The organism is Propioniciclava sp. (assembly GCF_029977985.1).
In the GTDB taxonomy this organism is placed as follows: Bacteria; Actinomycetota; Actinomycetes; order Propionibacteriales; family Propionibacteriaceae; genus Propioniciclava.
Map to the genome: position 1 here is coordinate 1 of NZ_JARKOT010000268.1, position 23,444 is coordinate 23,444.

Below are 23,444 nucleotides of genomic sequence, written 5' to 3' on the forward strand. Positions count from 1 at the left end.
CCCAGCCACCGCGAGCAAGCCAGCATGATCCGCCGCTACATCATCTGGCGCAACAACCACGCCACCGACCCACGACTCCGCAAGGTCATCAAACGAGCCGCCACCATCAAGAGGGCCAAGGTTGCCTGACGCGGTACTAGCAACATGCGACGAGGTCGATCTCCTCTGCGCGTTCGTGATGTGGCCGGGCCTGCGGTTGCTCGAGGCTGAACTTCGCGACGCCCGAGATCGCGGCGTTCGCCTCCGCGTCGTCACCACGACTTACCTCGGTGGAACGGAGCGAGCAGCACTCGATCGACTGGTTCGCGACTACGGCGCGGAGGTCAAGATCCAGTACGACGCCAGGCGAACACGCCTCCACGCCAAAGCGTGGCTCTTCCGGCGTCACAGCGGGTTCGACACGGCCTACATCGGGTCTTCGAACCTCTCTCGGGCCGCACTCCTCGACGGCATCGAGTGGAACGTTCGTCTTTCTCGCGTCGGGACGCCCACCCTTCTCGACAAGTTCCTCGCCACCTTCGAGACCTACTGGAACTCCGACTCGTTCGGCTCCTACGATCCCGCGACTGATCGCGACCGGCTGGACGATGCCCTCGCTGAGGCACGCGGAGAGCGCGCCGGCGGGGCTGCTATCAGCCTGTCGGGTCTCGAGCTGCGTCCCTACCCCTACCAACAGGCGATTCTCGAGTCACTGGAATCGGAACGGACGAATCACGACCATCACCGAAACCTCGTGGTCGCCGCTACGGGAACTGGCAAGACGGTGATGGCGGCACTCGACTACCGCAACCTTGCTCGCACGGCAGGATCGCAACTCAACCTGCTGTTCGTGGCACACCGCCGCGAGATCCTTCAGCAGTCGCGGCGCACCTACCGGGAAGCCCTGGTGGACGCGAACTTCGGCGAGCTGTATGTCGACGGTGCCCGGCCGGAGCGATGGCATCACGTCTTCGCCAGCGTTCAAGCCCTGAGCCAGTACGGCGTCGAGAACATCCCGGCCGACCACTTCGACATCGTCGTCGTAGACGAGTTCCACCACGCCGAGGCTCCCACTTACCGGCGCATCCTTGACCACCTCCAACCCCGAGAACTCCTCGGCCTGACCGCCACACCTGAGCGAGGAGACGGCACGGACGTCCGCGCCTTCTTCGACGGCCGAACCGCCGCAGAACTTCGGATCTGGGACGCGATCAACCAGGGCCTGCTGAGTCCCTTCCACTACTTCGGAATTGGCGACAACACCGACCTGACCCAAGTTCCCTGGAGTAGAGGCAGATACGACGAAGGAGCACTGTCCCGCCTCTATACCGGCAACGACGCGCGCGCGGCGATCGTGCTCAAAGAGGTGCGCGACAAGATCAGCGCGCCGCGTCGAATGCGAGCCTTGGGGTTCTGCGTCAGCGTCGACCACGCGCACTTCATGGCTGACCGGTTTAGCGCTGCCGGCATCCCGGCGATTGCGATCAGTGGCCAGACGGCCAGTGCCGAACGTGCTCAAGCATTGGTCGATCTGCGAGCCGGAACCGTGAATGTCGTCTTCGCGGCCGACCTGCTCAACGAAGGCGTCGACATCCCGGTCGTCGACACCGTGCTGTTCCTGCGCCCAACAGAGAGCCCGACCCTCTTCCTGCAGCAACTGGGCCGGGGGCTGAGGCTTGCACCCGATAAGGACGTGCTGACCGTTTTGGACTTCGTGGGCAACAACCGCGCTGAGTTCAGGCTCGACCTTCGCTACCGGGCCCTCACCGGAGCAACGCGCAAGGGCCTGGAACGTGACGTCGGCCGCGGATTCCCCTTCCTGCCGTCTGGTTGCCAGATCGTCCTCGACGAAGTGACCCAGGCCAGTGTCCTGGCCAGCGTGCGCCAACACCTCGCGCTGCGTTGGAGCATGCTCATTAGGGAACTCCGTTCGCATCCCACCAGCAGCCTTTCGCAGTTCTTGGACGACAGCGGCGCAGACCTGTGGCAGGTGGTCCGAGGCGATCGTTCCTGGACGACTCTCAGGCGTCAGGCGGGAACGCTGGGAGAAGCACCGGTGGGAGAGGAGCCTCTGCTGAAGCGGGTCCGCGCGTTGGCGCACGTGGACGATCCCCGCCGGGTCGACGCATATCGTCAGCTGCTCTCGGGCGCTCGTGGCTTCGACGAAGGCGATCCCTTCGCACGAATGCTCTACTTCACCATCTGGCCCAGTGGCGGGGGATATGCCGACTTCAACCAGGGGTGGACGGCGCTCGTCGACCACGGCGAGGCTCGTGAAGAGATGCAACTCATCATCGAGATGGCCTTCGCGAACAGTCGCCGGCTCACGCGGCCGGAGGTTGGACTTGAACATCTCCCGCTGGCACTTCACGGGAGCTACCAGCGCGAGGAGATCCTGGCCGCGCTTGGCCACGCGGACCTGTACCGGCCACCCAGTCAGTTCCGTGAGGGTGTGCTCAAGACCACCCTCAACGGCCGGGTGGTTGACGCGTTCTTCGTAACCCTGAACAAGTCCGAGGCCGAGTACTCGCCCAGCACGATGTACCGCGACTATCCGATCAGTCCCACCCTCTTCCACTGGGAATCGCAGTCCACCACGTCCGTCGGCTCAGAGACGGGTCAGCGATACATCACCGGTGGCAGCACGGTGCTGCTCTTCGTCAGGCAGGAGCGAAAGAACGAGTTCGGCACAGCCCCCTACACCTACCTCGGAACAGCGAGCCACGTCTCGCACACGGGCGAGCGTCCCATCGCCATCACCTGGAGGCTAGCGACGCCGATGCCTCCGGACCTCTACTCGGAGACCGCCCTTGCGATTGGCTGACCAAGGGGTTCACCGTCATCGAGCCAACCGAGCTAGGTCCGAAGAGACCTGCGATCCGCGGATTAAAAAAGTTGAATCGTCAACATTTGGAGCGCATGAAACTGGTTACGGAACCGTAGCTTGCCTAGTAAACATAAACTCCGAGACGGTCTTTTAATCCGCGGGTTCTGGGTTCGATTCCCAGTGGGCCCACGAGCAGAAACACTCGAATGACTAGGTGTTTCGAGCTCCCTCCTTGCGGGGCACTGCGTGGGCAGACCTGGGCCCAGGTACGAGGCTGGACAGCACGTGGATCGCGTGTGGATCGCACGAATCTGCGGGCAAACAGCGTCGGAGACGGGATGGGCGGAGCGGAAGGGCGCCGCAGCTTCGGACCTATCCGCAAGTGCCTTCCGGCAGGTACCAGGCGAGTTACGCCGGCCGCGACTTGGTGCGCTACGCGGCGCCATCGGCCTTCCAGGCCAAGGACGCCGCGATCTTGTGGCTCACCGCCGAGCGGCGCAAGATCGAGGACGCCTACACCGGGGCCCGGCCTGGGCGTCGCCCGCGGAGCGTGAGGCGACGGAGCGGCGGAAGGCGAACCGCGAGTCGTTCGCCGACTATGGTCGCCGCTGGTTAGCCGAGCGCAAGAGCTTCAGCGGGCAGCCCCTGCGGGCTGACGCTCAAGGACTACGAGCAGATCCTCGAGACTCACCTCGTGCCCACCTTGGGCACGCTGGCCGTCGAGGACATCACCAGCGTCTCCGTCCGGCAGTGGCACGCCGGCTTCGACAAGTCGAACAAGCGCGCCCAGACCAAGGCGTACGGCCTGCTGCGAGCGATCATGAACACGGCGATCGAACGAGCTGATCTCGTCCTCGCCGGTGCACATCCGGGGCGCCGGCGCGACGATCAAGAAGCGCCGGCTCGAGCCCGCCACGCCCGCCGAGATCGACACCATGACCCGCCATATGCCCGAACGGCTCGCCGCGGCCGTCCCGATCGCGGCCTGGTACGCTCTCCGCTATGGCGAGCTTGCCGAACTGCGCCGGCGCGACATCGACCTGGCAAGCCGGGGCATCAAGGTGCGGCGGGCGGTCACGTTCCCGCAGGGGGGACCGGTGGTCGGTCCGCCGAAGACGGACGCCGGCGTCCGTGACGTAGCCATCCCGCCGCACGTGTGGCCCATCGTCGAACGGCACCTGGCCGAGCACGTGAAACGCTCCCCCGACGCCCTGCTGTTCCCGACCACGACGGGAGGCCACATCTGGCACTCGGGCATGACGGCCTACTTCGCGAAGGCGCGGGCCGCCGCCGGACGCAGCGACCTGCGTTGGCACGACCTCCGCCACACGGGGGCGACGCTGGCGGACCAGGCCTGGGCGACGACGGCGGAGCTGCAGGCGCGCCTCGGGCACTCGACGGCGGTGGCGTCCCAGCTGTACCAGCACGCCGCCAAGGACCGCGACCGTGCCATCGCCGACGCGCTGTCCCGTCTGGCCAAGGGCCGTTGAGTTAGCTCTTCAATGCGTCCGCGGCTCGTCGGATCTCGGTGACCAGGCCCGGACACGGGTCGATCAGTGGTTCGCGCCGGCCGCGATCGAGTCGGCGCTGTTCCCGTAGCGGCGTCCCCGCGGTGTAGAACCGTCCGCGCGTCTGGCCGTGGGCGTCCAGGAGGCCGAGTTCGACGAGCCGGGACAGGTCTCGGCTCGCGGTGCGTTCCTCAACGCCGGCGCGACTGACGTAGGCGGGTCTCGTGACGCGGAGTCCGAGCGAGGCGTCGAACAGGGCGTCGGCCGCGCGTTCGGGGAGGTCGTGCTCCCGAACCGTTTGGTCGATAGTGGCCCAGAGCCGCTCGGCCTCGGCGAATCGACGTTCCAGTGTCTGGGCCTGCATGTGGTGCGCCCGCAGGTTGAACTGGACCCACATGCGGGCGTCGCGCTCGGGATGCCACGAACCGGCTCCGGTCGCGGCGAGCACCGCGTAATAGTCGGCTGTGTTGTTGCCCAGCCACTCCTCGATGCTGCTGAAGGTGGGCTCGAGGACGCGGTCCTGCGCCATCACCATCGTCTGGAGGGCCCGGGCCATGCGTCCGTTCCCGTCGCGGAAGGGATGGATCATGACCAAGTTCAGGTGGGCCATCGCCGCGCGGACCATGGCCTCGCCGGAGTCGTCATGGACGTCCTTCACGAGGGCGTCCATGAGGTCCGGAATCAGGCCGGCGTCCGGACCCTCGTAGACCGCGCGGCCCTGCTCGTCGTCGTGCACGTAGATGGCGCCCGATCGATAGCGGCCGGGACTCTTGGCCAGGTCGTGCTCCAGCAGCATGAAGTGCATCGACCGGATCATCGACTCGTCGATCCGGAAGTGCGCGTCGGTAGCCATCGCGAGGACGTACGTGAGGACGCGTCGGTAGCCGATGATCTCCGCCCAGGTCTGTTCATCCGCGGTCAGGGGAGGCTCGTCGTCGACGGCAGCCGCGGCGTCCTGATCGGACACTGTGTAGCCCTCGATGCTGTTCGAACCCTGGATCGCGCGAGCCTGAGAGGTGCGCCTCAGCCCGCCGGTCCAGCGTTTGGGCGTGCGAAGCACCGACGCCAGCGAGCGTCGAATGGCATGGATCTCGTCGATCACAGTGGTGTCGTCGAGGCCCAGCTGGGGTGAGGAGAACAGAGTCATGTTCGATGTCCTGATGTCCTAATCATTGTGACACGAGGCTATCGCGATGCGCGTCGATGTCACAATGATTAGGACATAGCGCCATGGGTGGGAGCGGCGGCCCAGCCGTGCCGTGCCTACGCCGAACGTCGCGCGGTGATCGTCCGCGCGCTGGGGATCGGGCGGAACAGGGCGTCCAAGTCGTCGACCCGAATCCGGATGATGCTGCGTCCGAGGCGTCCGGCCCGCAGTTCGCCGCGGGAGATCGCCCGTCGCTGCGTCGAGACGCACACCCCGTAGCGGGCGGCGGCGTCCTGGAGGGAGACCCAGCGGGTCTCTGCGGGGCGAACGGGCTCGGGCTTCTTCGTGGGCATGTGCGATTCCTTCCTGAGGGTCACCGGCAGACGGTGCGGCCGGGGGTCGGAGGCTCGGGACGCCAACCGTGCAGTTGGTCCTTGGTGGGTCGGGGCGCGTGCACGGTCTCCCAGCGCGTCGGCGGTGCCTCGCGGGCGGCGTGGCCCGCGACGCGGAAGCGGAGCGCGTCGGCGGCGTGGGTGTCCGGCAACGGCTCGGCGAGGGCCTCCACCAGGAGGTGCCCGGCGTCCTCGCGCTCGCCGGCCAGCGCAGCCAGCGCCCGGCCCAGCTTGGGCAGACCTGGATCGCCGCCAAGCTGCGGCTCAAATGCGACGGCCCGCGAGGACCACGTGCGGCCTGCGGCGTCCGCGGCCTCGACCCGGGCGTCCAGCCGCGACTGCCAACGCGCCTCTGCCGCCCGGGGACAGACCGGACCCGTCGGTCGCTCGTCACTGGCCAGCACCTGGTGCGCCGCCCGCCACACGGCGACGTCGCCGACCAAGGTCTGGGGCACGCTCAGCCCGGACGCCCACGGCTCGCCGCCGGAGGCCGAAGCGCGCACCTCGTCCGCCGACGTCCGCACCAACTCGGACCGCCTGCCCAGGTAGTCGCCCCATTCGCCGTCACGCAGCAGCCGGGACGGCACCCGCGGCAGCCAGGGGAGCGGCCCTGATCTCTCCGCCGCGGTCCCCACGTCGAGCCGGTGATCGAGCACCGCGGCGCGATCCCGAGCGCCGTCAAGGGGGCCCACGCCACGGCGTCCAAGAGCACCCGGACCGGGTCTTCCCCGTCCGGCGCCCGCATCGCGAGTGCGGCGCGCAACGTCGGCCACGCCTCCTCCTCGACGAGCCCGTAGAACGCCCCGGCCCACTCGATGCGTGCGCGGTCCTCGTCGGTGAGCGTCCGCTCCGCCGCCACGCCGACCGCGTCCAGGTAGCAGGCCACGACCGTCCCCAGCAGCGCGGCGGGATCGTCCGCCTGGGCGACCAGGCTGGAGGCCGACCACGCCCCTTCGTCGGAGGCGATGAGGCCCGCCGAGACGCAGGCCTTCGTGGCGGACGCCTTCCGGGACGGAGCCATCCCGACAACAGGGACGGCCATCACCAGGATTCTTCCGCCCGCATCGAGGTTTGCGCCCTCAGGTGGGCACGCGGCCACGAAGCAATCGACACTGGCGAAGCTGGCTGCGTTCTTCGATCGCTACTTCGGGCTTGCCTAGTCGGTTGCAGCACAAGGAGTGCGGCCGCGCCACGTCGCTCGAGGCGGAGTTCGGTGCGCACTACCACGCCATCGCGATGGCGGCCGTGTCCCAGGCGTCCGTGCGCGGGCGGTCGACGTGATCGCCCAGTGGGGCAGCGAAGCCGCCCCGCAGGAGGTCACCTCTCGGATGCAACCCCGCTGAGAAAGGGCCACAGCCTGTCACGCGCCCGGGGGGGCTCGCCACCCCGGCCGGCACGTCAGGGCAGGCCTCAGCGCTGGCGCGCTCTCCCGTCGCGACGTCACGCCTGCTCCGCGCGGGCCCCCTGGCGGCCGGGGACGACGGCGATGCCGAGTTCGTTGCCCTCGGGATCGGCGACGGTGAGCTCGAACGGCGCGTTGGCTTCGCTGACCACCCGCCCGCCGGTGGCGACGGCCCGCTGGACGAGGGACGGCGCGAGGTCGTCGGGGACGAACAGGTCGATGCGGAAGCGGTTCCGCTGCGCCAGTCGACCCGGGTCGGGCGCGTCGATCGGCTGGAAGACCAACTCGGGGCCGAGCCGGCGCGGATCGACGAGATCAGTGACGCCCTCCCGCGGATCCTCCAGGTAGCCGAGCATCTCCCGCCACCAGGCCCGCACGGCTGGCACGTCGACCGCGTCGACGACCACCTGCACGAAGCCCAGCGCCTCCGGTGCGGGCGCGAGCCCCGCCTTCTGCGCCAGGCTTGACACGCGCGAGGCAAACCCGCCGAACCGGGGGTCGGTCTCCCATACGTCCTTGCCCGAGTCGACGAACACCAGCCCCGGGCGAACATCCAGCTTCACCGCGACGCCGGTCTCGGTGGCCAGGGCGGCCACGGCGTCCACGAAAGCAGCCGCGGCGTCGCCCTCGGCACGCCACGCGGCGGCCCCGGTGAATAGGGCGTGCCAGCCGTCGGCGCCGTCGGCCATGGGCCCGGCCGGGACGAGATCGACCTCGTTGCCTTCGGCGTCGGCCGCTAACAGCTCGTAAGGTCCGCCCACGAACGTGCCGCCCGCCTCGTCGGCCGCCTCCGCGGCTACCCCGCCGGGCCGGCTCACGTCGAGATGGAGCCGCTGTCGCAGGGCGCGAGAGGTCGCCGATTCCTGAAGACGCAGCGACGGGCTACGCCGCCACGGGTCCACGAGATGCTCCTCGCCCGCGTGGTCGTAACCCAGCACCCGCGCCCAGAAGGGCAGCACGGCAGCCGCGTCGGCGGCATCCAGCGTCACCTGGTAACCCCGCGGCACGCGGGGGTCGGCCCGCCGGCCGAGACGAGCTGCCGCCGCACTGACCGCCCGGGCCGCGGCGACGTCGTCCGGCCCGAAACCTGCCCCGCGCGGCACGTGCACGAGCACGCCGCTGCGCCGCACGTCGAGATCCAACACGCCCAGCGCCAACACCTCCCGCGCCAGGGCCGCCCCCGCCTTGTGTCCGTCGCCGTCGAACCACGCAGCCGCGCCGCCGCCCAGAACCCGCCAGTCGCCCAACCCCTCGGACTGCTGGAACTCCCGATCCGTCATCATGGCGCCATCGTGTCAGGCCGCCCGGACCTTCTGCGAGACCCCCGGGCCGACCCCCGGTTCGTTCAGGACGCCGCGCCGCCCTGGCACCCCGGGCACCAGTTGAGACGCCGGCCGTTCAGGTCGCGGGCGGCGATCGGGTGGCCGCACCGCGGGCACGGCAAGCCGGTGCGCCGGTAGGCGGCATACCGCGGCGTCGGCCGAGGCGGCCGCTCCCGGTCCGCGACGCTCGCCCACCACGCCAGATCGCCGGCGGTCGTCAGGATGCGTCCGGACGCCGCACCGGCGGGCATGATCGCCACGAGGTCGGACACAGCGCATCGAACCGTTCCCGCCCGAGGGTTCGGCCGGGCGTGAACGGGTCCTGCGTGGCCCGGTGCAGGACCTCGGCTCGGTACACGTTGCCGACCCCGGCGATCAGGGATTGGTCCATCCAGAGGTCCGCGATCGGCCGTCCGGACGCCGCGAGCTTCGCCCACGCGCGATCGGGGTCGGCGTCGGGGCGCAACGGATCCTCGCCCAGCCGAGCATGCGCGGCGGCGACGCCGGCGGCGCCCAGCGCCTCGCAGATCGTGGGCGCCTTGACGTCGACGTTGCGCACCTGCTCGGTCAGCCGCAGCCGCACCGAGCCGTGCACCGGCAGGTCGGTCGGCGGGCCACCGGGCCGGGGGACCCGCCGGTGCCGGCGCACCTGCACCCGGCCGAACATGCCCAGGTGAAGGTGAAGCGTGGGGGCGCCCTCGAAGGGCCAGAACAGGTGCTTCCCGTGCGCCTCGGCCAGCAGCGGCGTCCGCCGGTCGAAGATCGCGGCGAGGTCGTCCGCCGCCCCGGAGGGGCTGGAGGCGCGCACGGTCGTGCCGGCCAGCGGCTCGAGCCGGCGCGCCAGATGGTGGATCGCGTGTCCCTCGGCCATCGCGTCGACCTCCAGCTCGCGCTTGTGTTCTATCTTTGTCCAAGGTTATGCGCTACCGTGGCCGCGCGGCCGCCACGGGCCCGAAGCCGCATCCACAAGGGCGACCACGACGAGAGGGGTGCGCGTGATCCGGCAGCTGGTCGGCGAGGTCGGGGCCTTCCTGCGTGCCTCGCTGCTCGACCCGGTCGAGCGCACCCGCGCCGAGACGCCGGCCCTCCGCTTGCGGCGCCGCATCGTCGTGGGCCTCACCCTCGTCGCCGGAGCCATCGCCCTGGGGCTGGCGCTAGCCGTCCGCCCGGGCGACCCCGCCTTCTACCCGGCGACGCTCGGGGTGGCGGCCGTGTGGGTGTTGGGGGCCCTGGCCTCCGGACCGCTGCACCTCGGTCGTGGACGCAGCCGGCGCGGAACCCCGAGCCGCGGCATCCTGCAAGGCTTCCTGCTGGGGCTGGCCCTGCTCGCCGTGTTCCTGCTGGGCGCCCTGGTGGTGGCTCAGGTGCCGCTCCTGCGGGCTCCCGTCGAGAGCCTGCTCGATCACGCGCGCTGCGGCTCGCTCGGCATCGTGGCCCTCGTCACGGTGGCCAACGGGGTGGCTGAGGAACTCTTCTTCCGCGGGGCCGCCTACGCCTCCTTGCCTCCCCGCGCCAACGGCTGGGGGTCGGCGCTGCTCTACGCGGCGTCCACCCTCTTCTCGGGGGTGCTGCTCCTCACGTTCGCCGCGCTGTGCCTCGGCCTGCTCACCGCCGCCCAGCGCCGCGTGACCGGCGGCGTCGCCGGGCCGATCACGGCCCACCTCACGTGGTCGCTAAGCATGTTGTTCCTCCTCCCGCCCGTTCTCAGCATCGGAGCCTGACATGAACCCTCGCACCGCCCTCGTCACCGGCGTCACCGGCTTCGTGGGGCACCGGCTGGTGCCCGCCCTGCTCGAGGCCGGCTGGTCCGTCCGCGTCCTCACGCGCAACCCCGACAAGCTGGACGCCGCCTGGCGCGACCGCGTCGAGGTCGTCGAGGGCGACGCCACCGAGCCCGGCGATGTCGCCCGCGCCGTCGCGGGGGCCGACGCGGCCTACTACCTCCTCCACTCGATGGACGGGCGCGGCGACTTCGCCGCCCGCGACCGCGCCCTGGCCCGCACGTTCGCGGACGCCGCCGGCGCGGCCGGGGTGGGTCGGATGGTCTACCTCAGCGGGCTGCACCCGGCCGGGGAGTTGTCGCCGCACCTCGGCTCCCGGGTCGAGGTGGGGGAGATCCTGCTGGCCTCCGGCGTGCCCACCGCCGTGCTCCAGGCCGGGGTCGTCCTGGGTGCCGGGTCGGCGTCCTTCGATATGTTGCGCCACCTGACCGAGCGGCTGCCCGCCGCGATCGGGCCGCGATGGCTGCGCAACCGCATCCAGCCCATCGCCGTCGACGACGTCATCCACTACCTCGTGCGGGCCGGCGAGGTGGAGCCGCCCCTCAACCGCACGGTCGACATCGGCATGGACGAGGTGCTCAGCTACGCCGCCATGATGCGCCGCTATGCCCAGGTGGTCGGCCTGTGGCCACGGCACATCGGCACGGTGCCGGTCCTCACGCCGGGGCTGGCCTCGCACTGGGTGGGTTTCGTCACTCCGGTCGACTCCGCGATCGCCAAGCCGCTCGTGGGCAGCCTCGTCCACCACGCGGTCAAGCACGAGGACGACGCCGGCCGCCTGCTCGGCGACCCACCCGGGGGTCCTGCCGGGTTCGACGACGCGGTGCGCGCCGCGACGGCCGGCGTCGACCCGCTCCGCTGGTCGCGCACCCTCACCCGGGTGGGGGCGGGGGTCGTTGCGTGTGCCCTCGTCGGCGGGCTGCTGAGCAACCCGGACAGCCGGTGGTACGCCGCGCTCGACAAGCCGCGCTGGCAGCCCCCGGCGACGGCGTTCCCCGTGGTGTGGACCGGCCTCTACGGGCTCATCGCGATCGGCGCCACCGCGACTCTGGCCGACCTGCACGAGACCGGTCAGCCGGGGCGTGCCCGCGCCTTCGGTCGCGCCCTCGCGGCCAACCTCGCGCTCAACGCCGCCTGGAGCGGCCTGTTCTTCCGCGCCCGCAACCTGCCGCTGGCCACCGCCGGTGCTGCGGTGCTCGCGGCGTCCTCGACCGACCTCGCCCGGCGGGCCGCGGCCGCCGGACCGGGCAAGGCCGCAGCGCTGGGCGCCTACGCCGCGTGGACCGGGTCCGCCACGGTCTTGTCTGCGGCCATCGCGCGCCGCAACCGAGTCACGCCCCGCCGGCCGAAAGAGTCGCGTGGAGGGTGGCTGCGGCGTCCGACGCCTCGTCGGTGAGCAGGTGGGCGCCCCGGACGCCGTGGCGGTGCGACCCGCCGACCCACACCGACACGGGCGGCGTCACGGCGCGCAGGGCGTCCACGACGGCCTGCGCCTTCGGCACCTCGCGGCGGGCGGTGACGCCTAACACGGCGGCGCGCGCCCTGCGGTCGGCTACGGCACGCTCCCACGCGTCGACCGGCACGTCGGCGCCCAGGTAGACCACGGACGTCCCCCGCCGCCGCAGGCAGGTCGCGAACGCGAACAGGGCCAGCTCGTGGCGTGCCCCGGGGGGCAGCCCCACGACGACGTTCGGCCCCGAGCCGTCGTCGGGTGCCGCGTCGAAGGTGGCCGCCATGGCCCGCAACAGGCCGGCGCTGGCGAAGTGCTCCTCGGCCACGGACAGCCGCCCGGACGCCCATGCCCGCCCGAGCCGGTCGAGCTGGGAGCGCAGCCAGTGGTCCGCGACCTGTTCGAAGGGGGCTGCGGCGAACGCGGCTGCCACCGTCGCGTGCAGGCGGGCGGGGTCGAGGGAGGCGGCCGCGTCGATGAGGTCGCCGTCCGGCTCGGGATTCTCGGACGCCCCCGGTGCGGCCGGCTCCTCGGCCAGCGTGGCCCGGGCCGCGTGGGAGGCCGGGACGCCGGCGTCCACGAGCGCGGCCATCCGCCGCAGGCGGCCCACGTGCTCGTCGTCGTAGAGCCGGTAGCCTCCGGGGGAGCGGGTGGGGGCAACGATGCCGTAGCGTCGCTCCCAGGCGCGCAACGTCGCCTCGCTCACTCCCGTGAGCGCCGCGACCTGCTTGACCGTGTACACGCGTGTCCCCGTTCCGTCGGCGCACACGCTAGCAAAGGTCCGACAAACATTGAACAGCTTGTCTTGTCGGCAGGATGGGGTCATGGGTAGAGTCGATCCAAACATTGGACAAACATTGGACACCGTATGAGCCGCCCCTCGTCCCACGACACCGTTCCCGTCCCACCCTCGCTGACGGGGGACGACGTGGTGCTCGTGGACGACCACGGCAACCCGCTCGGGGCCGCCGACCGGCTCCGCGTCCACACGGCGGCGACACCCCTCCACCTCGCCTTCTCGACCTATCTCTTCAACGACCGCGGCGAGGTGCTCCTCACCCGTCGCGCGCTCGCGAAGAAGACCTGGCCCGGCGTCTGGACGAACTCGTGCTGCGGCCACCCCAAACCGGGGGAGTCGCTCCCGGACGCCGCCCGGCGCCGCATCCGCGAGGAACTCGGACTGCACGTCGGGCCCCTCGTGCCGCTGCTGCCCGACTTCCGCTACCGCGCCACCGACGCGTCGGGCGTCGTCGAGAACGAGATCTGCCCCGTGTTCGCCGGGTTCGTCGTGGGCGAGGACCCGACGCCCAACCCCGAGGAGGTCGCCGAATGGGCTTGGGTGCCCTGGGCGAACCTGACCGCCGCCGTTGGCGCCACGCCGCACGTCTACAGCCCGTGGGCCGCCCTGCAGGTGCCGCTCATCGAGGCCGCCTTCCCCGGTGCCGCGTGCATCGAGCACCGCCCCGGGGTCGACGTCGAGGCTGCCGTCCGCGACGTCGACGACCTGCTGACCGCCGAGGTGCAGGCGCTGGCGTCCGAGTGGGCCACCCACCTCGGCGACGTCGGCGTCGACGTCCTGGCCCTCGACCTGCCCCGCTGGCTGGGGGACCTGCTCGTCGGTCAGGGCAAACGACTGCGGATCAGGATGGCGTACTGGGGCTACATCGCGGCCGGCGGCGTCCACGGGGCGGCGGGCTACAAGCACCTCGTCCGGGCGGCCGCGGCCCTCGAGACGCTGCACCTCTTCGCGCTCGTCCACGACGACGTGATGGACTCCTCGGCCTCCCGCCGGGGGCGTCCCGCCGCGCACGTCCAGGCGGCGGACTGGCACCGCGCGGCGTCCGGTTTCGGCGACCGCGACCTGTTCGGCCTCAGCCTCGCGATCCTGCTGGGCGACCTCGCCCACACGGTCGCCGACCGGCTCGTCGACGGCCTGCCGCGGGCGATGCGCGACGTCTGGTACGCGCTCAGCGTGGAGCTCATCGCCGGCCAGCGAGCCGACCTCACCGGAGCCGCCGCCGGGCGCCGCGACCGCGGCCACGCCGAACACGTGGCCCGGGCCAAGTCGGGCCGCTACACGGTCGCCCGGCCCCTGCAGTTGGGGGCGGTGGCGGCGGGGGCGTCCTCGTCGATCCTGCAGGTGCTGCTCGAGGTGGGCGACCACCTCGGGCGCGCCTTCGCCCTGCGCGACGACTACCTGGGCGTCTGGGGCGACCCGGCCGTCACGGGCAAGCCCGCCGGCGACGACCTGTTCGAGGCCAAGGCGACCGTGCTCCTCTCCATCGCGCGTGAGCGTCTGACGGGCTCGGAGGCTGCCCTCGTGCGCCGCCTCGGCACGCCGGCGTTCCGCCGCCGCGACGTCGGGGCCCTGACCGTGGCCATGCGCGCCGCCGGGGTGGACGCCGAGGTCGAACGGCTCATCACGGAGTCCGTCGCCGCCGCGCTGGGCGTGCTCGAGACCGCGTCCCTGTCGGCCGAGGGCGTCGCCGGCATCACCGACGCCGCCCGCACGGTCGCCTGGAGGGACGCATGAGCCGGCAGCACGTGGTGGTGGTCGGGGCCGGACTCTCGGGGCTCGCCGCCGCGCTGCACGTCGTCGGGGCCGGGCACCAGGTGACGGTGCTCGAACGCGAGGCGGTGCCGGGCGGGCGCAACGGGCTGCTCGAACAAGACGGGTTCCGCTTCGACACCGGCCCGGTGGTCTTCACGATGCGCAGGCTGCTGGAGGAGGCGTTTGCAGCGGCCGGCCGGTCGGCGTCTGACTACGTGAGCCTGCGCCTCGTCGACCCCGCCTACCACACCTTCTTCGCGGACGGCTCGCGGCTGCTGGTCCACCACGACCGGGACGCCATGCGCGCCGAGATCGCCCGGGAATGCTCCGCCAAGGACGCCGCCGCGTTCGACGGCTTCGTGGCGTGGCTCAAGGCGCTCAACGACGTCGAGGTGCCCCACTTCATCGACGCCAACTTCGACACCCCGCTCGACCTGCTGCGCCACCCCGTCGCGGCGGCCAAGCTGCTGGCGCTGCGCGGGTTCGGGCGGCTGGGCCCCGAGGTGGCGAGCTGGTTCGACGACGAGCGGCTCCACAAGGTGTTCAGCTTCCAGGCCATGTACGCCGGGCTCGCACCGGCGCAGGCGCTGGCCCTGTATGCGGTGATCACGTACATGGACTCGATCGAGGGCGTCTGGTTCCCCGAGGGCGGCATGCACGCCGTGCCGCGCGGGATGGCGGCGGCGCTCGTGGACGCCGGCGCCGAGCTGCGCTACGGCGCCGAGGTGAGCCGGGTGACGCGCCGGGCCGACGGGGCGGCGTCCGGGGTGGAACTGGTGGGCGGCGAACAGCTGGCCGCTGACGCGGTCGTCGTGACGGCCGACCTGCCCGTCGCCTACGAGCGGCTGCTGCCCGGCCTGCGGGCGCCGCGCGTGGCGCGGCGGGGCTCGTACTCGCCCTCGGCGCTCGTGTGGCACCTCGGCGTGCGGGGCGACCTGCCCGAGGGTGTCGGGCACCACAACATCCACTTCGGCGCGGCGTGGGACGAGGCGTTCGTCGACCTGCTGGAGCGGGGGCGTCCGATGGCGGATCCGTCGCGGTTCGTCGCGATCCCCACGCTCGATGTCGCGGACGCCGCGCCCGCCGGCTGCCACACCCTCTACGTGCTCGAACCGGTGCCCAACCTGGCGGTGGGCCGGATCGACTGGGCGGCCGAGGCACCCGTGCTGCGGGAACGGATGCTCGCGTTCCTGCGTGAGTTCGGGTACCCGACCGACATCGTCACCGAGGCGCTCGTGACACCGGAGGATTGGGCGGCTCAGGGGCTCGCGGCCGGTACGCCGTTCGCGCTCTCGCACGCGTTCACCCAAACCGGGCCGTTCCGGCCCCGCAACGTCGACCGCCGGGTGCCGGGGCTGGTGTTCGCGGGGTCGGGGACGACGCCGGGGGTGGGCATCCCCATGGTGCTGGTGTCGGGGAAGCTGGCCGCGGCGCGGGTGGCCGAACATCTTGGGGGGAGCCGATGACCACACCGCTGGAGGACGGGTACCGGCGCTGCGCCGAGCTGACCCGCGCGCACGGGACCACCTACTGGTGGGGGGCGATGCTGCTGCCGCGCGCGCAGCGGCGCGACGTCCACGCCGTGTATGCGCTGTGCCGGTTGGCGGACGACATCGTCGACGAGCCGGAGAAGGTGGACGCCGCCGTGCCGCGCGAGGGCACCCCCGCCGAGCGGCTGGTGACGTTCCGGCGGTGGTTCTTCAGGGCGCTGGAACGAGGCGGGTCGGACGAGCCCGTGATGGCGGCCATCGTGGACAGCATCCGGCGCCGCGGCACCGACCCGGAGTGCTTCGAGCGGTTCTTCGCCGCCATGGCTGCCGATCTGACCCGGGCGACCTGGGCGACCTGGGAGGAACTGCGCGACGGCTACATGGAGGGATCGGCGGCAGTCATCGGGGAGATGATGCTGCCCGTGCTGGAGCCCACCTCACCGGCGGCGAAGGAGCCCGCCCGAGCGCTCGGGAACGCCTTCCAGCTGACCAACTTCCTGCGCGACGTCGCCGAGGACCTCGACCGGGGCCGGGTCTACCTGCCCCAGGCCGACCTGGCCCGCCACCGGGCGGACCCGTGGCAGCGGCGCGTCACCCCGCAGTGGCGCGCGATGATGGCCGAGCAGGTCGTGCGCAACCGGGCGCTCTACGCGCACGGCCAGGAGGGACTCGCCTACCTGCCCCCCGCCTCCCGGCGGTGCGTCGGGACGGCGCTGGTGCTGTACAGCCGCATCCTCGATCGCATCGAGGCGTCCGGCTACGACGTGTTCTCGGGGCGCCATCGCGTCCCCGACGCCGAGAAGCTCGGCCTCGCGCTGCGGGCGGTCACGCTGGGCGTCCCGGAACGGCGCTTCGCCTGACGCCGAGCACCCCGGCGGGTCAGGGGCGCAGCAGCCCGCGCATCGGCACCGTCCACACGTCGTGGCCGGCGACCCCCCAGTCGCGCAGCAGCGCGTTCGCCGCGAGGAACCCCGTGGTCGCCGCCCGCTCCATGAGGGCCACCGGATAGTCGCAGCGCACCCAGTCGCCCGCGAGGACGAGCCGCTTCGCCGGCGTCGTCACGCCCGGCCGCTCGTTCCACCGATCCGGCCCGATCAGCGTGCAGTCGTCGCGGACCAGCACCTCCCGGTGCACCTCGCCCGCCGCCGCGGTCTCGGGGAAGATGCGGTGCAGTTCGGCGACGAGGGCGTCCACGACGGACGCCGCGGCGTCGGCGTCCGTCATCACCGTGGGATCGCACGCGTAGGCGTGCAGCTCGACCACCGAGCCGCCGTGCTCGCGGGCCCACGCGGCCGCGCCCGCCTCGAACCGCTCGAGCACCGACACGTTGTCGAGCGGACCGTACCCCGACGTGCCGACGAACGCCGGCCGGTCGGCGTGCACGGGGGCGTCCAACCACAGCCGGACCACGGTGAACGGGGGAGCGTTGTAGGTGGCGGCGACGGCGTCCTGCCAGCGGGTGAGGGCGTGGCTGGGGTCCGGTGCGTCGAGGCCGGCGACGAGCGCGCGGGCGGCCCGCGGGTCCGCGGCCAGGACGACGGCGTCGGCCTCGAGGCGTTCGCCGGCACAGGTGACGCCGGCGGCGTCCGGGCCGAGCCACAGGGCCTCGACGGGCGCGCTGGTGCGCACCTCGACGCCGAGCTCGGCGAGGTGGGCGCCGAGGGGGGCCCAGAGGGCGGCGTCGTAATCGTCGTCGGGCACGTCGAAGAGAAGCCCTTCCGCGGAGCCCATGAAGTAGGTGTGGAACATGGCGACGAGTTCGCCCGCGCCGAACAGGGCCGGGTCGGCGAAGAACGACCGCGCGAAGACCTCCAGCGCGAGGGCGCGCGCGTCGGGCGGGAACCGCAGCCGGTCGAGGAACGCGGCGGCGGATTCGCCGTCGTAGGCGGCGTAGGTGCCCGGGAACTCGACGCGCAACAGTTCGAGCGCGGCAGGAACGTTGACCCGGGCGAGCGTCTTGAGGGTGAACGACGGGCTGCGGGCGGTGAACTGGGCGACCGACCAGGGCGGCGTCGTCGCCAAGCCGGTGAAGGAGTCGCGCAGGCCGTCGGGGCGCTGGAGGGGGTAGTCGTCGATGGGGACGAGGACGTCCAGGTCGTCGTCGACGCGGCGCAGCAGCCCGCGCAGGTTGTAGTACTGCCGGAAGAACGCGTGGAACCCCCGGCTCATCGTGCGGCCGTCGCCGAGCGGCCAGGCCGCCACGCGACCCCCCAGCCGGTCGGACGCCTCGAGCAGCGTCACCCGGACGCCGCGTTCGGCCAGCGCCGTCGCCGCGGCCAGGCCGGCGATGCCGCCGCCCACGACGACGACGTGGCGTGGCTCGCGGACGGTGAGCGCTCCAGGGTCGGCACGGTGCAGCACCGCCCGCTTGTCCCGGCCGGGAAGGCGAGGGGTGGTCGCGTGGGGGCCGGCCGAGTCGGTCGAGGCCATCATTCCTCCGGTTTCCGTGCGACGAACGTGTGCAGGATACCCCGCTGCCAGCCGGACGCCGTCTGGTAGGCGACGTCGGCGAAGCCTGCGGCGGCGAGCCGGTCGGCGAACCGGGCCACCGTGTCGAAGTCGACCACCGAGCGCCACAGGTAGCGGTAGAGGTCGCGGTTGCGGTCGACGACCCAGCCGAGCGGGATGATCACCCCGTGGCAGACGGCGTCCCACACGCGGCGTGCCCGGGCGTCGCCCGCGACCGAATACTCCTGCACGACCAGCCAGCCACCCGGGCGCAACAGGTCGAACACCTCACCGATGGCGGCGACGCGGCTCGCCGCGGGCACGTTGCGGAACAGGTAGCACGTCTGCACGCCGTCGAAGCGGCCGCGACCGAGGGCGTCCACGTCGAGCTCGCCGGCGACGGCCCGAGCGAAGCGCACGCCGTCCGGCCAGTCCTTCGCCCGCGCCTGGGCGAGCATGCCCGCCGAGGCGTCGAGACCCAGGATCGTCGCGCCCGGGGCGGCGGCGTCCACGAGGGCGCGCGTGGAGGCGCCGGAGCCGCAGGCCAGATCGAGGTAGGTGCTGTGGGGCGACCGGGCGACGAGCGCCCGCGCGGCGCGGCGCAGTTCGCGGTGGTAGCCGGGGTTGAGGGCGACCATGAGGTCGTAGTGGGCGGCGCCCCGGTCGAAGGCGTCGGACGTCGTCACCCCCCCACCCTAGGGGCTCCGAGCGGGACCGGCGCGCCCGAGCCGCCGAGCGCAGGCGCCTCACCCCACCCGCAGCACGAAATCGCGCAGGGTGTAGCCCTCGATGAGGTCGTCCCAGCCGAGGGTGGGCTCGCGCACGACGACCGGAGCGCGGGCGAGCAGGCGGGTGAGCAGCGCGTCGGCCGCGAGGAGAGCGAGCGGCTGACCGGGGCAGCGGTGGGCGCCGTCGCCGAAGGTGAGCACCGAGGCGTCGACCCCCGGAGGCAGCTCCCGGCCCGGGCGCAGGGCGAGCGGGTCGGGGCCGACCGTCTCCGGGTCGGCGTTGGCCGCCCGGACGCAGACGTCGATCAGATCGCCGGGTGCCAGCGTGACCGTCTCCGCGGGGCAGGTCACCTCCAAGGGTTCGGTGACCCGCCGGTAGAGGTGCCCGACCACGGGTTCGAGACGGATGATCTCGTTGAGGATCGCGAGGCGTTCGGCTTGCGTCCCGTCGCGGAAACGGCCGGCGAGCGCCGCGTCGGTGAGCAGGTGCCAGACCGCCATCGCGATGAACTCGCGCGTCGTCACCATGCCGGCCGTGCCGAACGTCACACACTCCACGAGGATGTCGGCGTTCGTGTACCCCTGCGCGATGAGGTGGCCGATGATGTCGTCGGCCGGTGTGCGGCGGTGGGCGCGGAGGGCGGGGCGGACGTCGGCGAGATGGAAACGCACGATCGGCACCAGCCCGTTGACCGCCGCCTGCAGCCACTGGCGCGGGCTCCGGCCGAGGTCGGGGCGGGTCAGGTCGGCGGGCGGCTGGCGGAAGAACGTGACGAGCCGACGAGCCATCTTCTCCACGTCGGAGTGCGTCAGGCCGACCACCTCGGCGGTCACCTCGACGCTGTAGGAGAGGGCTACCTCGGCGAGGTCGAACTCGCCCACGAGGGCGTCGATGCGGGCCGAGGCGGCGGCGTCCATGAGGCCGGCGTAGCGCTCGGCGACCACCTTGGGCGCGAAGAACCGGCCCACTTTCGAGCGCTGCTCGTCATGCAGCGGCCCGTCGGACATGAGGATCGGATGGTGCTTGAGGAAGCCCTTCGGGACGAACTCGGCCGTGAACCCGGCTTGGCGGGTGGCCCGGCGGGCGCGGAGCACCTGCCGGGCGGCGTCCACCGAGCGGATCCGCCAAACGCGGCCCGAGCGCTCGACGGGCGGCCCGTCGGGTTCGGCCCGGGTCGCGCGGCGGCGATTCGATGCGGAGCTCACGCCCCCGATCCTGTCACGAGCCCGCCCGGCCCGCGCGCCGCGAGGCGGATCAGCGGTCCTTCAGCAGGTGCGCCATCTGCTGGGCGATCAGGGTCAGCGCGCGCTCGGGAGCGAGGCGGCTGAGCCAGTCCAGCGAGCGGGCGTCGTTGCCGATGAAGACGCGGTACGTCCCCTTCTCGACGGCGCGGACGATGATCTCCGCCGCCTCCTCGGGCGGGGTGGTCTTGGGCGCCTGCGCCGCCGCACCGGCCATCGCGGGAATCTCCACGCCGCTGTTGCCCGTGATGTTGGTCCCCCACGGCGCCGGGGAAGACGACCGAGACGGCCACGTTGGTCCCGTGCAGTTCGGCGCGCAACCCTTCGGTGAGCAGCTTGACTGCCGCCTTGGGCGCCCCGTAGATCGTCTGGCCGGGCACGGGCACGAAGCCGCCCATGCTCGACACGTTGACCAGCGCCGCCTGTGGCCGCGCCACCAGCAGCGGCAGGAACGCCCGGCACAGGTTGACCACCCCGTAGAAGTTCACGTTCATCACCCGCTCGATGTCGGCGGGTTCGAGGTCGCCGAACTTCACGAACCGCTGGATGATCCCCGCCACGTTCAGCAACCCGTCCACGGCGCCGTGCGCCGCCACCACCGCCTCCGGCAGGGCGTTGACGGCTGCCACGTCCGTGACGTTCACGACGTGGGTGCTCAGCCGGTCGACGCTCAACGCCCGGGACGCCGTCTGTGCCAGTCCCGCCTCGCTCACGTCGACGGCGGCCACCCGCGCCCCGCGGGTGAGCAGCCCCCACACGACCTGCTGCCCGATGCCGTTGCCGCCACCGGTGACGACGAACACCTTGTCGCGGATGCGCATGTCACACCTCCCGGGTGAGCAGGTGGCGTCCGGCGATGTGACCGAACACGGCGGCCGGCCCGAGCGTCGAGCCCGGACCCGGGTACGTCCGCCCCATCACGGACGCCGAGCAGTTCCCCGACGCGTACAGCCCCGCGATGACCGAGCCGTCCTCGCGCAGCACGCGCGCGAACTCGTCGGTGACCACCCCGCCCTTGGTCCCGAGGTCGCCGGCGAGGATCTCGATGGCCGTGAACGGTTCCTTCTCCAGCGTGCCGAGGTTCGGGTTCGGCCGCACGAGCGGGTCGCCGTAGTAGCGGTCGTAGACCGAGTTGCCGCGGCCGAAGTCCTGGTCGATGCCGGTGCGCGCGAACCCGTTGAACCGTGCCACCGTGGCCTCGAGCCGACGCGGCTCCATGCCGAGCTTCGTCGCCAGCTCGCCCAGCGTGGCTGCCACGTGCCGAATGCCCGCCTCGGTGCGCGCCTTCGTCAGCCGCGGGTCGAGCGCGTAGCTGCGCAGGTATTTCAGCGCGTGCCGCACGTCGGTCACCATCCAGTACCTTCCCGGCACGGACGCCGCATGCTCGCGCATGTGGTGCCCGAGGTCCACGTAGCTCTCGGACTCGTTGGCGAACCGGTCGCCCGCGGCGTCCACGAGGATGCTGTGGGGCACCGAGCGCTCGCTGACGAGGAACGCGGCCGCCCCGTCCGGCCCCACCGGAGGCACCGAGGCGCCCCACCAGGCGTCGTCCATGAGGTCGACGGCGGCGCCGGCCGCCATCGCCACCTCGATGCCCGTGCCCAGGTTGCCCTTCGACCCCGAGGAGCCCGTGCCGTCGATCCCGTGGTACCGCTGCCGCCACTCGGCGTTGTGGTCGAACCCGCCGGACCCGAGCACGACGCCCCGCGTCGCGCGGACGCCCACCTCGCGGCCCTCGTGCTGCGTCCGGACGCCGACGACCGCCCCGTCCTCCACCACCAGCTCGGTCTCCGGAGCCGACAGCCACAGCTCGACGCCGAGCCGCTGCGCGACCTCCAGCAGCGACGCCGCCAGCGCGGCCCCCATGCCCACGAGACGCCGGCCGCGCACGAGCATGGTCGCCACCCGGCCCATGACCTGGGCTCCGCGGATCATCCCTCCCGGCGTCGACCAGGCGCGCTGCAGCAGCCAGAAGTCGTCGGTCTTGACGGGCGCGGGCACGCCGTCCTGGCCGCGCGAGGAGGCCCACCAGGGGCCGATCCGCTTCACATCGAACGGTTCCACCTCGATGACCCGGCCGACCTTCCCGCCCGGCAGTTCGGGGTAGTAGTCGGGGTAGTCGGCGCCGCGGGCGAACGTCAAGCCGTGTCGTTCCAGCAACTGCACGAGCGCCGCGACGTGATCGACGAACGCCTCCTTGCGGGCGCGCGAGGTGGCGGGGCCGGCGTCCCCGATCGTTCGCTCCATGTAGGCGAGGGCCTCGTCGCGGCTGTCGCCCGCGCCCTCGCGCTGCATGAGCGGGTTGTTGGGCAACCACAGGCCGCCCCCGGACATCGACGAGCTGCCGCCCCAGCGGTCGGTCGACTCGCACATCAGCACGGTGAGGCCGGCGTCGGCCGCGGTGATCGCGGCGGCGAACGCAGCGGCCCCCGAGCCGGCGACGACGACGTCGTAGGTGTGGTCGGTATCCATGACGCTGCTCCCTCCATCCGGACAACGCTGTCCGGTTGCGCTAGGGTCCCAGCATGCCGGACGCCGACACCCCCCGCAACCGTGGGCCGGCCGTGGCCCCGGCGAACCGCGCGGCCCTCATCGCCGCTGGTCGGCGGCAGTTCGCGGCCCATGGGTACGGCGTGCCGCTCAGCGCCATCGCGCGGGACGCCGGCGTGGGGCAGGGCGTCCTGTACCGGCATTTCGGGACGCGCCTCGCGCTCGCGCTCGCGATCTTCACCGAGAACATCGAGGCCCTCGAGGCGACGGCGGCCACGCACCGCGAGCCGGAAACCATCGCGCTGCTCGTCCGCACCCTCGTGGAGCAGACACTCGCCTCGGCCGCCTTCGTCGAAGCGGTCGTCCGTGCCAGCGCCGAATCCGACTGGGCCGGGGGACGCCGGGTCGTCGCCCTGCTCGAGGCCCCCCTGGCCCGGGCCCTCGCTGCAGGCCACGTGCGCCCCGACCTCACCGTCGACGATGTCGTGCTCCTCGTGTCGATGGTCCACGGCATCGGCCTCACGCACCGCGATCCCACAGCCGCCCGCGCCGCGGCCGCCCGCGCGGTCCTTCTCGTCGACCCCTTCCTCGGTGCCGCGATCGAGGGGTAGCCGCCCCCCGGGCACAACTGCCCCTCAACGGCGCCCCAGCGCGGCCCCAGAGGCCGGGAGCAGACTGCTCACGCCC

Annotated in this window: 21 protein-coding genes; 8 read left to right on the plus strand and 13 right to left on the minus strand. The window is 72.2% G+C overall.

Annotation, left to right across the window (positions count from 1 at the left end):
• The first annotated feature begins 178 nt into the window (after window positions 1–178).
• Together Q1K57_RS14475 and Q1K57_RS14480 are read left to right on the plus strand one after the other, a co-directional pair.
• Complete coding sequence (locus tag Q1K57_RS14475; RefSeq protein ID WP_366525382.1) at window positions 179–2,803, plus strand: DUF3427 domain-containing protein; 2,625 nt, start codon at window positions 179–181, stop codon at window positions 2,801–2,803.
• An 863-nt stretch (window positions 2,804–3,666) separates the two neighbouring features.
• Window positions 3,667–4,296: a tyrosine-type recombinase/integrase gene (locus Q1K57_RS14480; protein ID WP_300083852.1), complete on the plus strand. Its 630-nt coding sequence runs from the start codon at window positions 3,667–3,669 to the stop codon at window positions 4,294–4,296.
• Between the two features lies 1 nt (window position 4,297).
• Here the strand turns inward: Q1K57_RS14480 and Q1K57_RS14485 are convergent, their stop codons facing one another.
• The 7 genes from Q1K57_RS14485 to Q1K57_RS14515 all read right to left on the minus strand — a co-directional run bounded on the left by Q1K57_RS14485 (window position 4,298) and on the right by Q1K57_RS14515 (window position 9,448).
• Entirely contained in the window at window positions 4,298–5,461 is a 1,164-nt protein-coding gene (locus Q1K57_RS14485) for a Fic family protein (protein ID WP_300083854.1), read from the minus strand.
• Between the two features lie 116 nt (window positions 5,462–5,577).
• A complete protein-coding gene (locus Q1K57_RS14490) occupies window positions 5,578–5,814 on the minus strand; it encodes a helix-turn-helix domain-containing protein (RefSeq protein ID WP_300083856.1) in 237 nt (78 codons plus the stop codon).
• A 20-nt stretch (window positions 5,815–5,834) separates the two neighbouring features.
• Window positions 5,835–6,356 carry a hypothetical protein gene (locus tag Q1K57_RS14495; RefSeq protein WP_300083858.1) on the minus strand — a complete coding sequence of 174 codons (522 nt, stop codon included), beginning with the start codon at window positions 6,354–6,356 and terminating at the stop codon, window positions 5,835–5,837.
• Complete coding sequence (locus Q1K57_RS14500; RefSeq protein ID WP_300083860.1) at window positions 6,311–6,895, minus strand: hypothetical protein; 585 nt, start codon at window positions 6,893–6,895, stop codon at window positions 6,311–6,313. Before Q1K57_RS14500 ends, Q1K57_RS14495 begins: the two co-directional genes overlap by 46 nt.
• A gap of 398 nt (window positions 6,896–7,293) precedes the next feature.
• A complete protein-coding gene (locus Q1K57_RS14505; RefSeq protein WP_300083862.1) occupies window positions 7,294–8,538 on the minus strand; it encodes a VOC family protein in 1,245 nt (414 codons plus the stop codon).
• A gap of 62 nt (window positions 8,539–8,600) precedes the next feature.
• Window positions 8,601–8,849 (minus strand): zinc finger domain-containing protein, encoded by a 249-nt coding sequence (locus Q1K57_RS14510; protein ID WP_300083864.1) that lies wholly within the window; start codon window positions 8,847–8,849, stop codon window positions 8,601–8,603.
• Entirely contained in the window at window positions 8,795–9,448 is a 654-nt protein-coding gene (locus Q1K57_RS14515; RefSeq protein ID WP_300083866.1) for a DNA-formamidopyrimidine glycosylase family protein, read from the minus strand. Before Q1K57_RS14515 ends, Q1K57_RS14510 begins: the two co-directional genes overlap by 55 nt.
• Before the next feature lie 124 nt (window positions 9,449–9,572).
• Here Q1K57_RS14515 and Q1K57_RS14520 point away from each other — a divergent pair, with 124 nt between their 5' ends.
• Together Q1K57_RS14520 and Q1K57_RS14525 are read left to right on the plus strand one after the other, a co-directional pair.
• Window positions 9,573–10,298, plus strand: a complete 726-nt coding sequence (locus tag Q1K57_RS14520) for a CPBP family intramembrane glutamic endopeptidase (RefSeq protein WP_300083868.1) — start codon at window positions 9,573–9,575, stop codon at window positions 10,296–10,298.
• Window position 10,299: 1 nt separating this feature from the next.
• Window positions 10,300–11,754, plus strand: coding sequence for a tryptophan-rich sensory protein (locus Q1K57_RS14525; protein WP_300083870.1), 1,455 nt, complete (start codon window positions 10,300–10,302; stop codon window positions 11,752–11,754).
• On the opposite strand, the gene Q1K57_RS14530 is transcribed toward Q1K57_RS14525, so the two are convergent.
• Window positions 11,690–12,550, minus strand: a complete 861-nt coding sequence (locus tag Q1K57_RS14530) for a MerR family transcriptional regulator (protein ID WP_300083872.1) — start codon at window positions 12,548–12,550, stop codon at window positions 11,690–11,692. The genes Q1K57_RS14525 and Q1K57_RS14530 overlap by 65 nt on opposite strands.
• Window positions 12,551–12,676: 126 nt before the next feature.
• Between Q1K57_RS14530 and idi the strand changes: the two genes are divergently transcribed.
• The 3 genes from idi to Q1K57_RS14545 are packed head-to-tail and all read left to right on the plus strand — an operon-like array spanning window position 12,677 to window position 16,709.
• Complete coding sequence (gene idi, locus Q1K57_RS14535) at window positions 12,677–14,341, plus strand: isopentenyl-diphosphate Delta-isomerase (RefSeq protein WP_300083874.1); 1,665 nt, start codon at window positions 12,677–12,679, stop codon at window positions 14,339–14,341.
• Window positions 14,338–15,825 (plus strand): phytoene desaturase family protein, encoded by a 1,488-nt coding sequence (gene crtI / locus Q1K57_RS14540; RefSeq protein WP_300083876.1) that lies wholly within the window; start codon window positions 14,338–14,340, stop codon window positions 15,823–15,825. The genes idi and crtI overlap by 4 nt, the downstream gene beginning before the upstream one ends.
• A complete protein-coding gene (locus Q1K57_RS14545) occupies window positions 15,822–16,709 on the plus strand; it encodes a phytoene/squalene synthase family protein (protein WP_300083878.1) in 888 nt (295 codons plus the stop codon). Before crtI ends, Q1K57_RS14545 begins: the two co-directional genes overlap by 4 nt.
• A 19-nt stretch (window positions 16,710–16,728) precedes the next feature.
• On the opposite strand, the gene Q1K57_RS14550 is transcribed toward Q1K57_RS14545, so the two are convergent.
• From Q1K57_RS14550 to Q1K57_RS14570, 5 genes are read right to left on the minus strand one after another with little or no spacing between them, the layout of a single operon-like run.
• Window positions 16,729–18,279, minus strand: coding sequence for an FAD-dependent oxidoreductase (locus Q1K57_RS14550; protein ID WP_300083880.1), 1,551 nt, complete (start codon window positions 18,277–18,279; stop codon window positions 16,729–16,731).
• Window positions 18,279–18,983 (minus strand): class I SAM-dependent methyltransferase, encoded by a 705-nt coding sequence (locus Q1K57_RS14555; RefSeq protein WP_300083882.1) that lies wholly within the window; start codon window positions 18,981–18,983, stop codon window positions 18,279–18,281. The genes Q1K57_RS14550 and Q1K57_RS14555 overlap by 1 nt, the downstream gene beginning before the upstream one ends.
• Window positions 18,984–19,043: 60 nt before the next feature.
• Window positions 19,044–20,231, minus strand: a complete 1,188-nt coding sequence (locus Q1K57_RS14560) for a cytochrome P450 (RefSeq protein ID WP_300083884.1) — start codon at window positions 20,229–20,231, stop codon at window positions 19,044–19,046.
• The gene (locus tag Q1K57_RS14565; RefSeq protein ID WP_300083886.1) at window positions 20,228–21,088 is read right to left on the minus strand and encodes an SDR family oxidoreductase; all 861 of its coding nucleotides are present in this window, start codon (window positions 21,086–21,088) and stop codon (window positions 20,228–20,230) included. Before Q1K57_RS14565 ends, Q1K57_RS14560 begins: the two co-directional genes overlap by 4 nt.
• A gap of 1 nt (window position 21,089) precedes the next feature.
• On the minus strand, window positions 21,090–22,739 hold the full coding sequence (locus Q1K57_RS14570) for an FAD-binding protein (protein ID WP_300083888.1): 1,650 nt from the start codon (window positions 22,737–22,739) through the stop codon (window positions 21,090–21,092).
• 53 nt (window positions 22,740–22,792) lie between these two features.
• Between Q1K57_RS14570 and Q1K57_RS14575 the strand changes: the two genes are divergently transcribed.
• Window positions 22,793–23,368: a TetR/AcrR family transcriptional regulator gene (locus tag Q1K57_RS14575; RefSeq protein WP_300083890.1), complete on the plus strand. Its 576-nt coding sequence runs from the start codon at window positions 22,793–22,795 to the stop codon at window positions 23,366–23,368.
• Window positions 23,369–23,444: the final 76 nt, after the last annotated feature.

Coding starts and splice junctions, on each gene's coding strand:
- Q1K57_RS14475 (WP_366525382.1), top strand. CDS start 179: ATGTGGCCGGGCCTGCGGTTGCTCGAGGCTGAACTTCGCGACGCCCGA.
- Q1K57_RS14485 (WP_300083854.1), bottom strand. CDS start 5,461: ATGACTCTGTTCTCCTCACCCCAGCTGGGCCTCGACGACACCACTGTG.
- Q1K57_RS14490 (WP_300083856.1), bottom strand. CDS start 5,814: ATGCCCACGAAGAAGCCCGAGCCCGTTCGCCCCGCAGAGACCCGCTGG.
- Q1K57_RS14500 (WP_300083860.1), bottom strand. CDS start 6,895: ATGGCCGTCCCTGTTGTCGGGATGGCTCCGTCCCGGAAGGCGTCCGCC.
- Q1K57_RS14505 (WP_300083862.1), bottom strand. CDS start 8,538: ATGATGACGGATCGGGAGTTCCAGCAGTCCGAGGGGTTGGGCGACTGG.
- Q1K57_RS14515 (WP_300083866.1), bottom strand. CDS start 9,448: ATGGCCGAGGGACACGCGATCCACCATCTGGCGCGCCGGCTCGAGCCG.
- Q1K57_RS14525 (WP_300083870.1), top strand. CDS start 10,300: ATGAACCCTCGCACCGCCCTCGTCACCGGCGTCACCGGCTTCGTGGGG.
- idi (WP_300083874.1), top strand. CDS start 12,677: ATGAGCCGCCCCTCGTCCCACGACACCGTTCCCGTCCCACCCTCGCTG.
- crtI (WP_300083876.1), top strand. CDS start 14,338: ATGAGCCGGCAGCACGTGGTGGTGGTCGGGGCCGGACTCTCGGGGCTC.
- Q1K57_RS14545 (WP_300083878.1), top strand. CDS start 15,822: ATGACCACACCGCTGGAGGACGGGTACCGGCGCTGCGCCGAGCTGACC.
- Q1K57_RS14550 (WP_300083880.1), bottom strand. CDS start 18,279: ATGGCCTCGACCGACTCGGCCGGCCCCCACGCGACCACCCCTCGCCTT.
- Q1K57_RS14565 (WP_300083886.1), bottom strand. CDS start 21,088: ATGCGCATCCGCGACAAGGTGTTCGTCGTCACCGGTGGCGGCAACGGC.
- Q1K57_RS14570 (WP_300083888.1), bottom strand. CDS start 22,739: ATGGATACCGACCACACCTACGACGTCGTCGTCGCCGGCTCGGGGGCC.
- Q1K57_RS14575 (WP_300083890.1), top strand. CDS start 22,793: ATGCCGGACGCCGACACCCCCCGCAACCGTGGGCCGGCCGTGGCCCCG.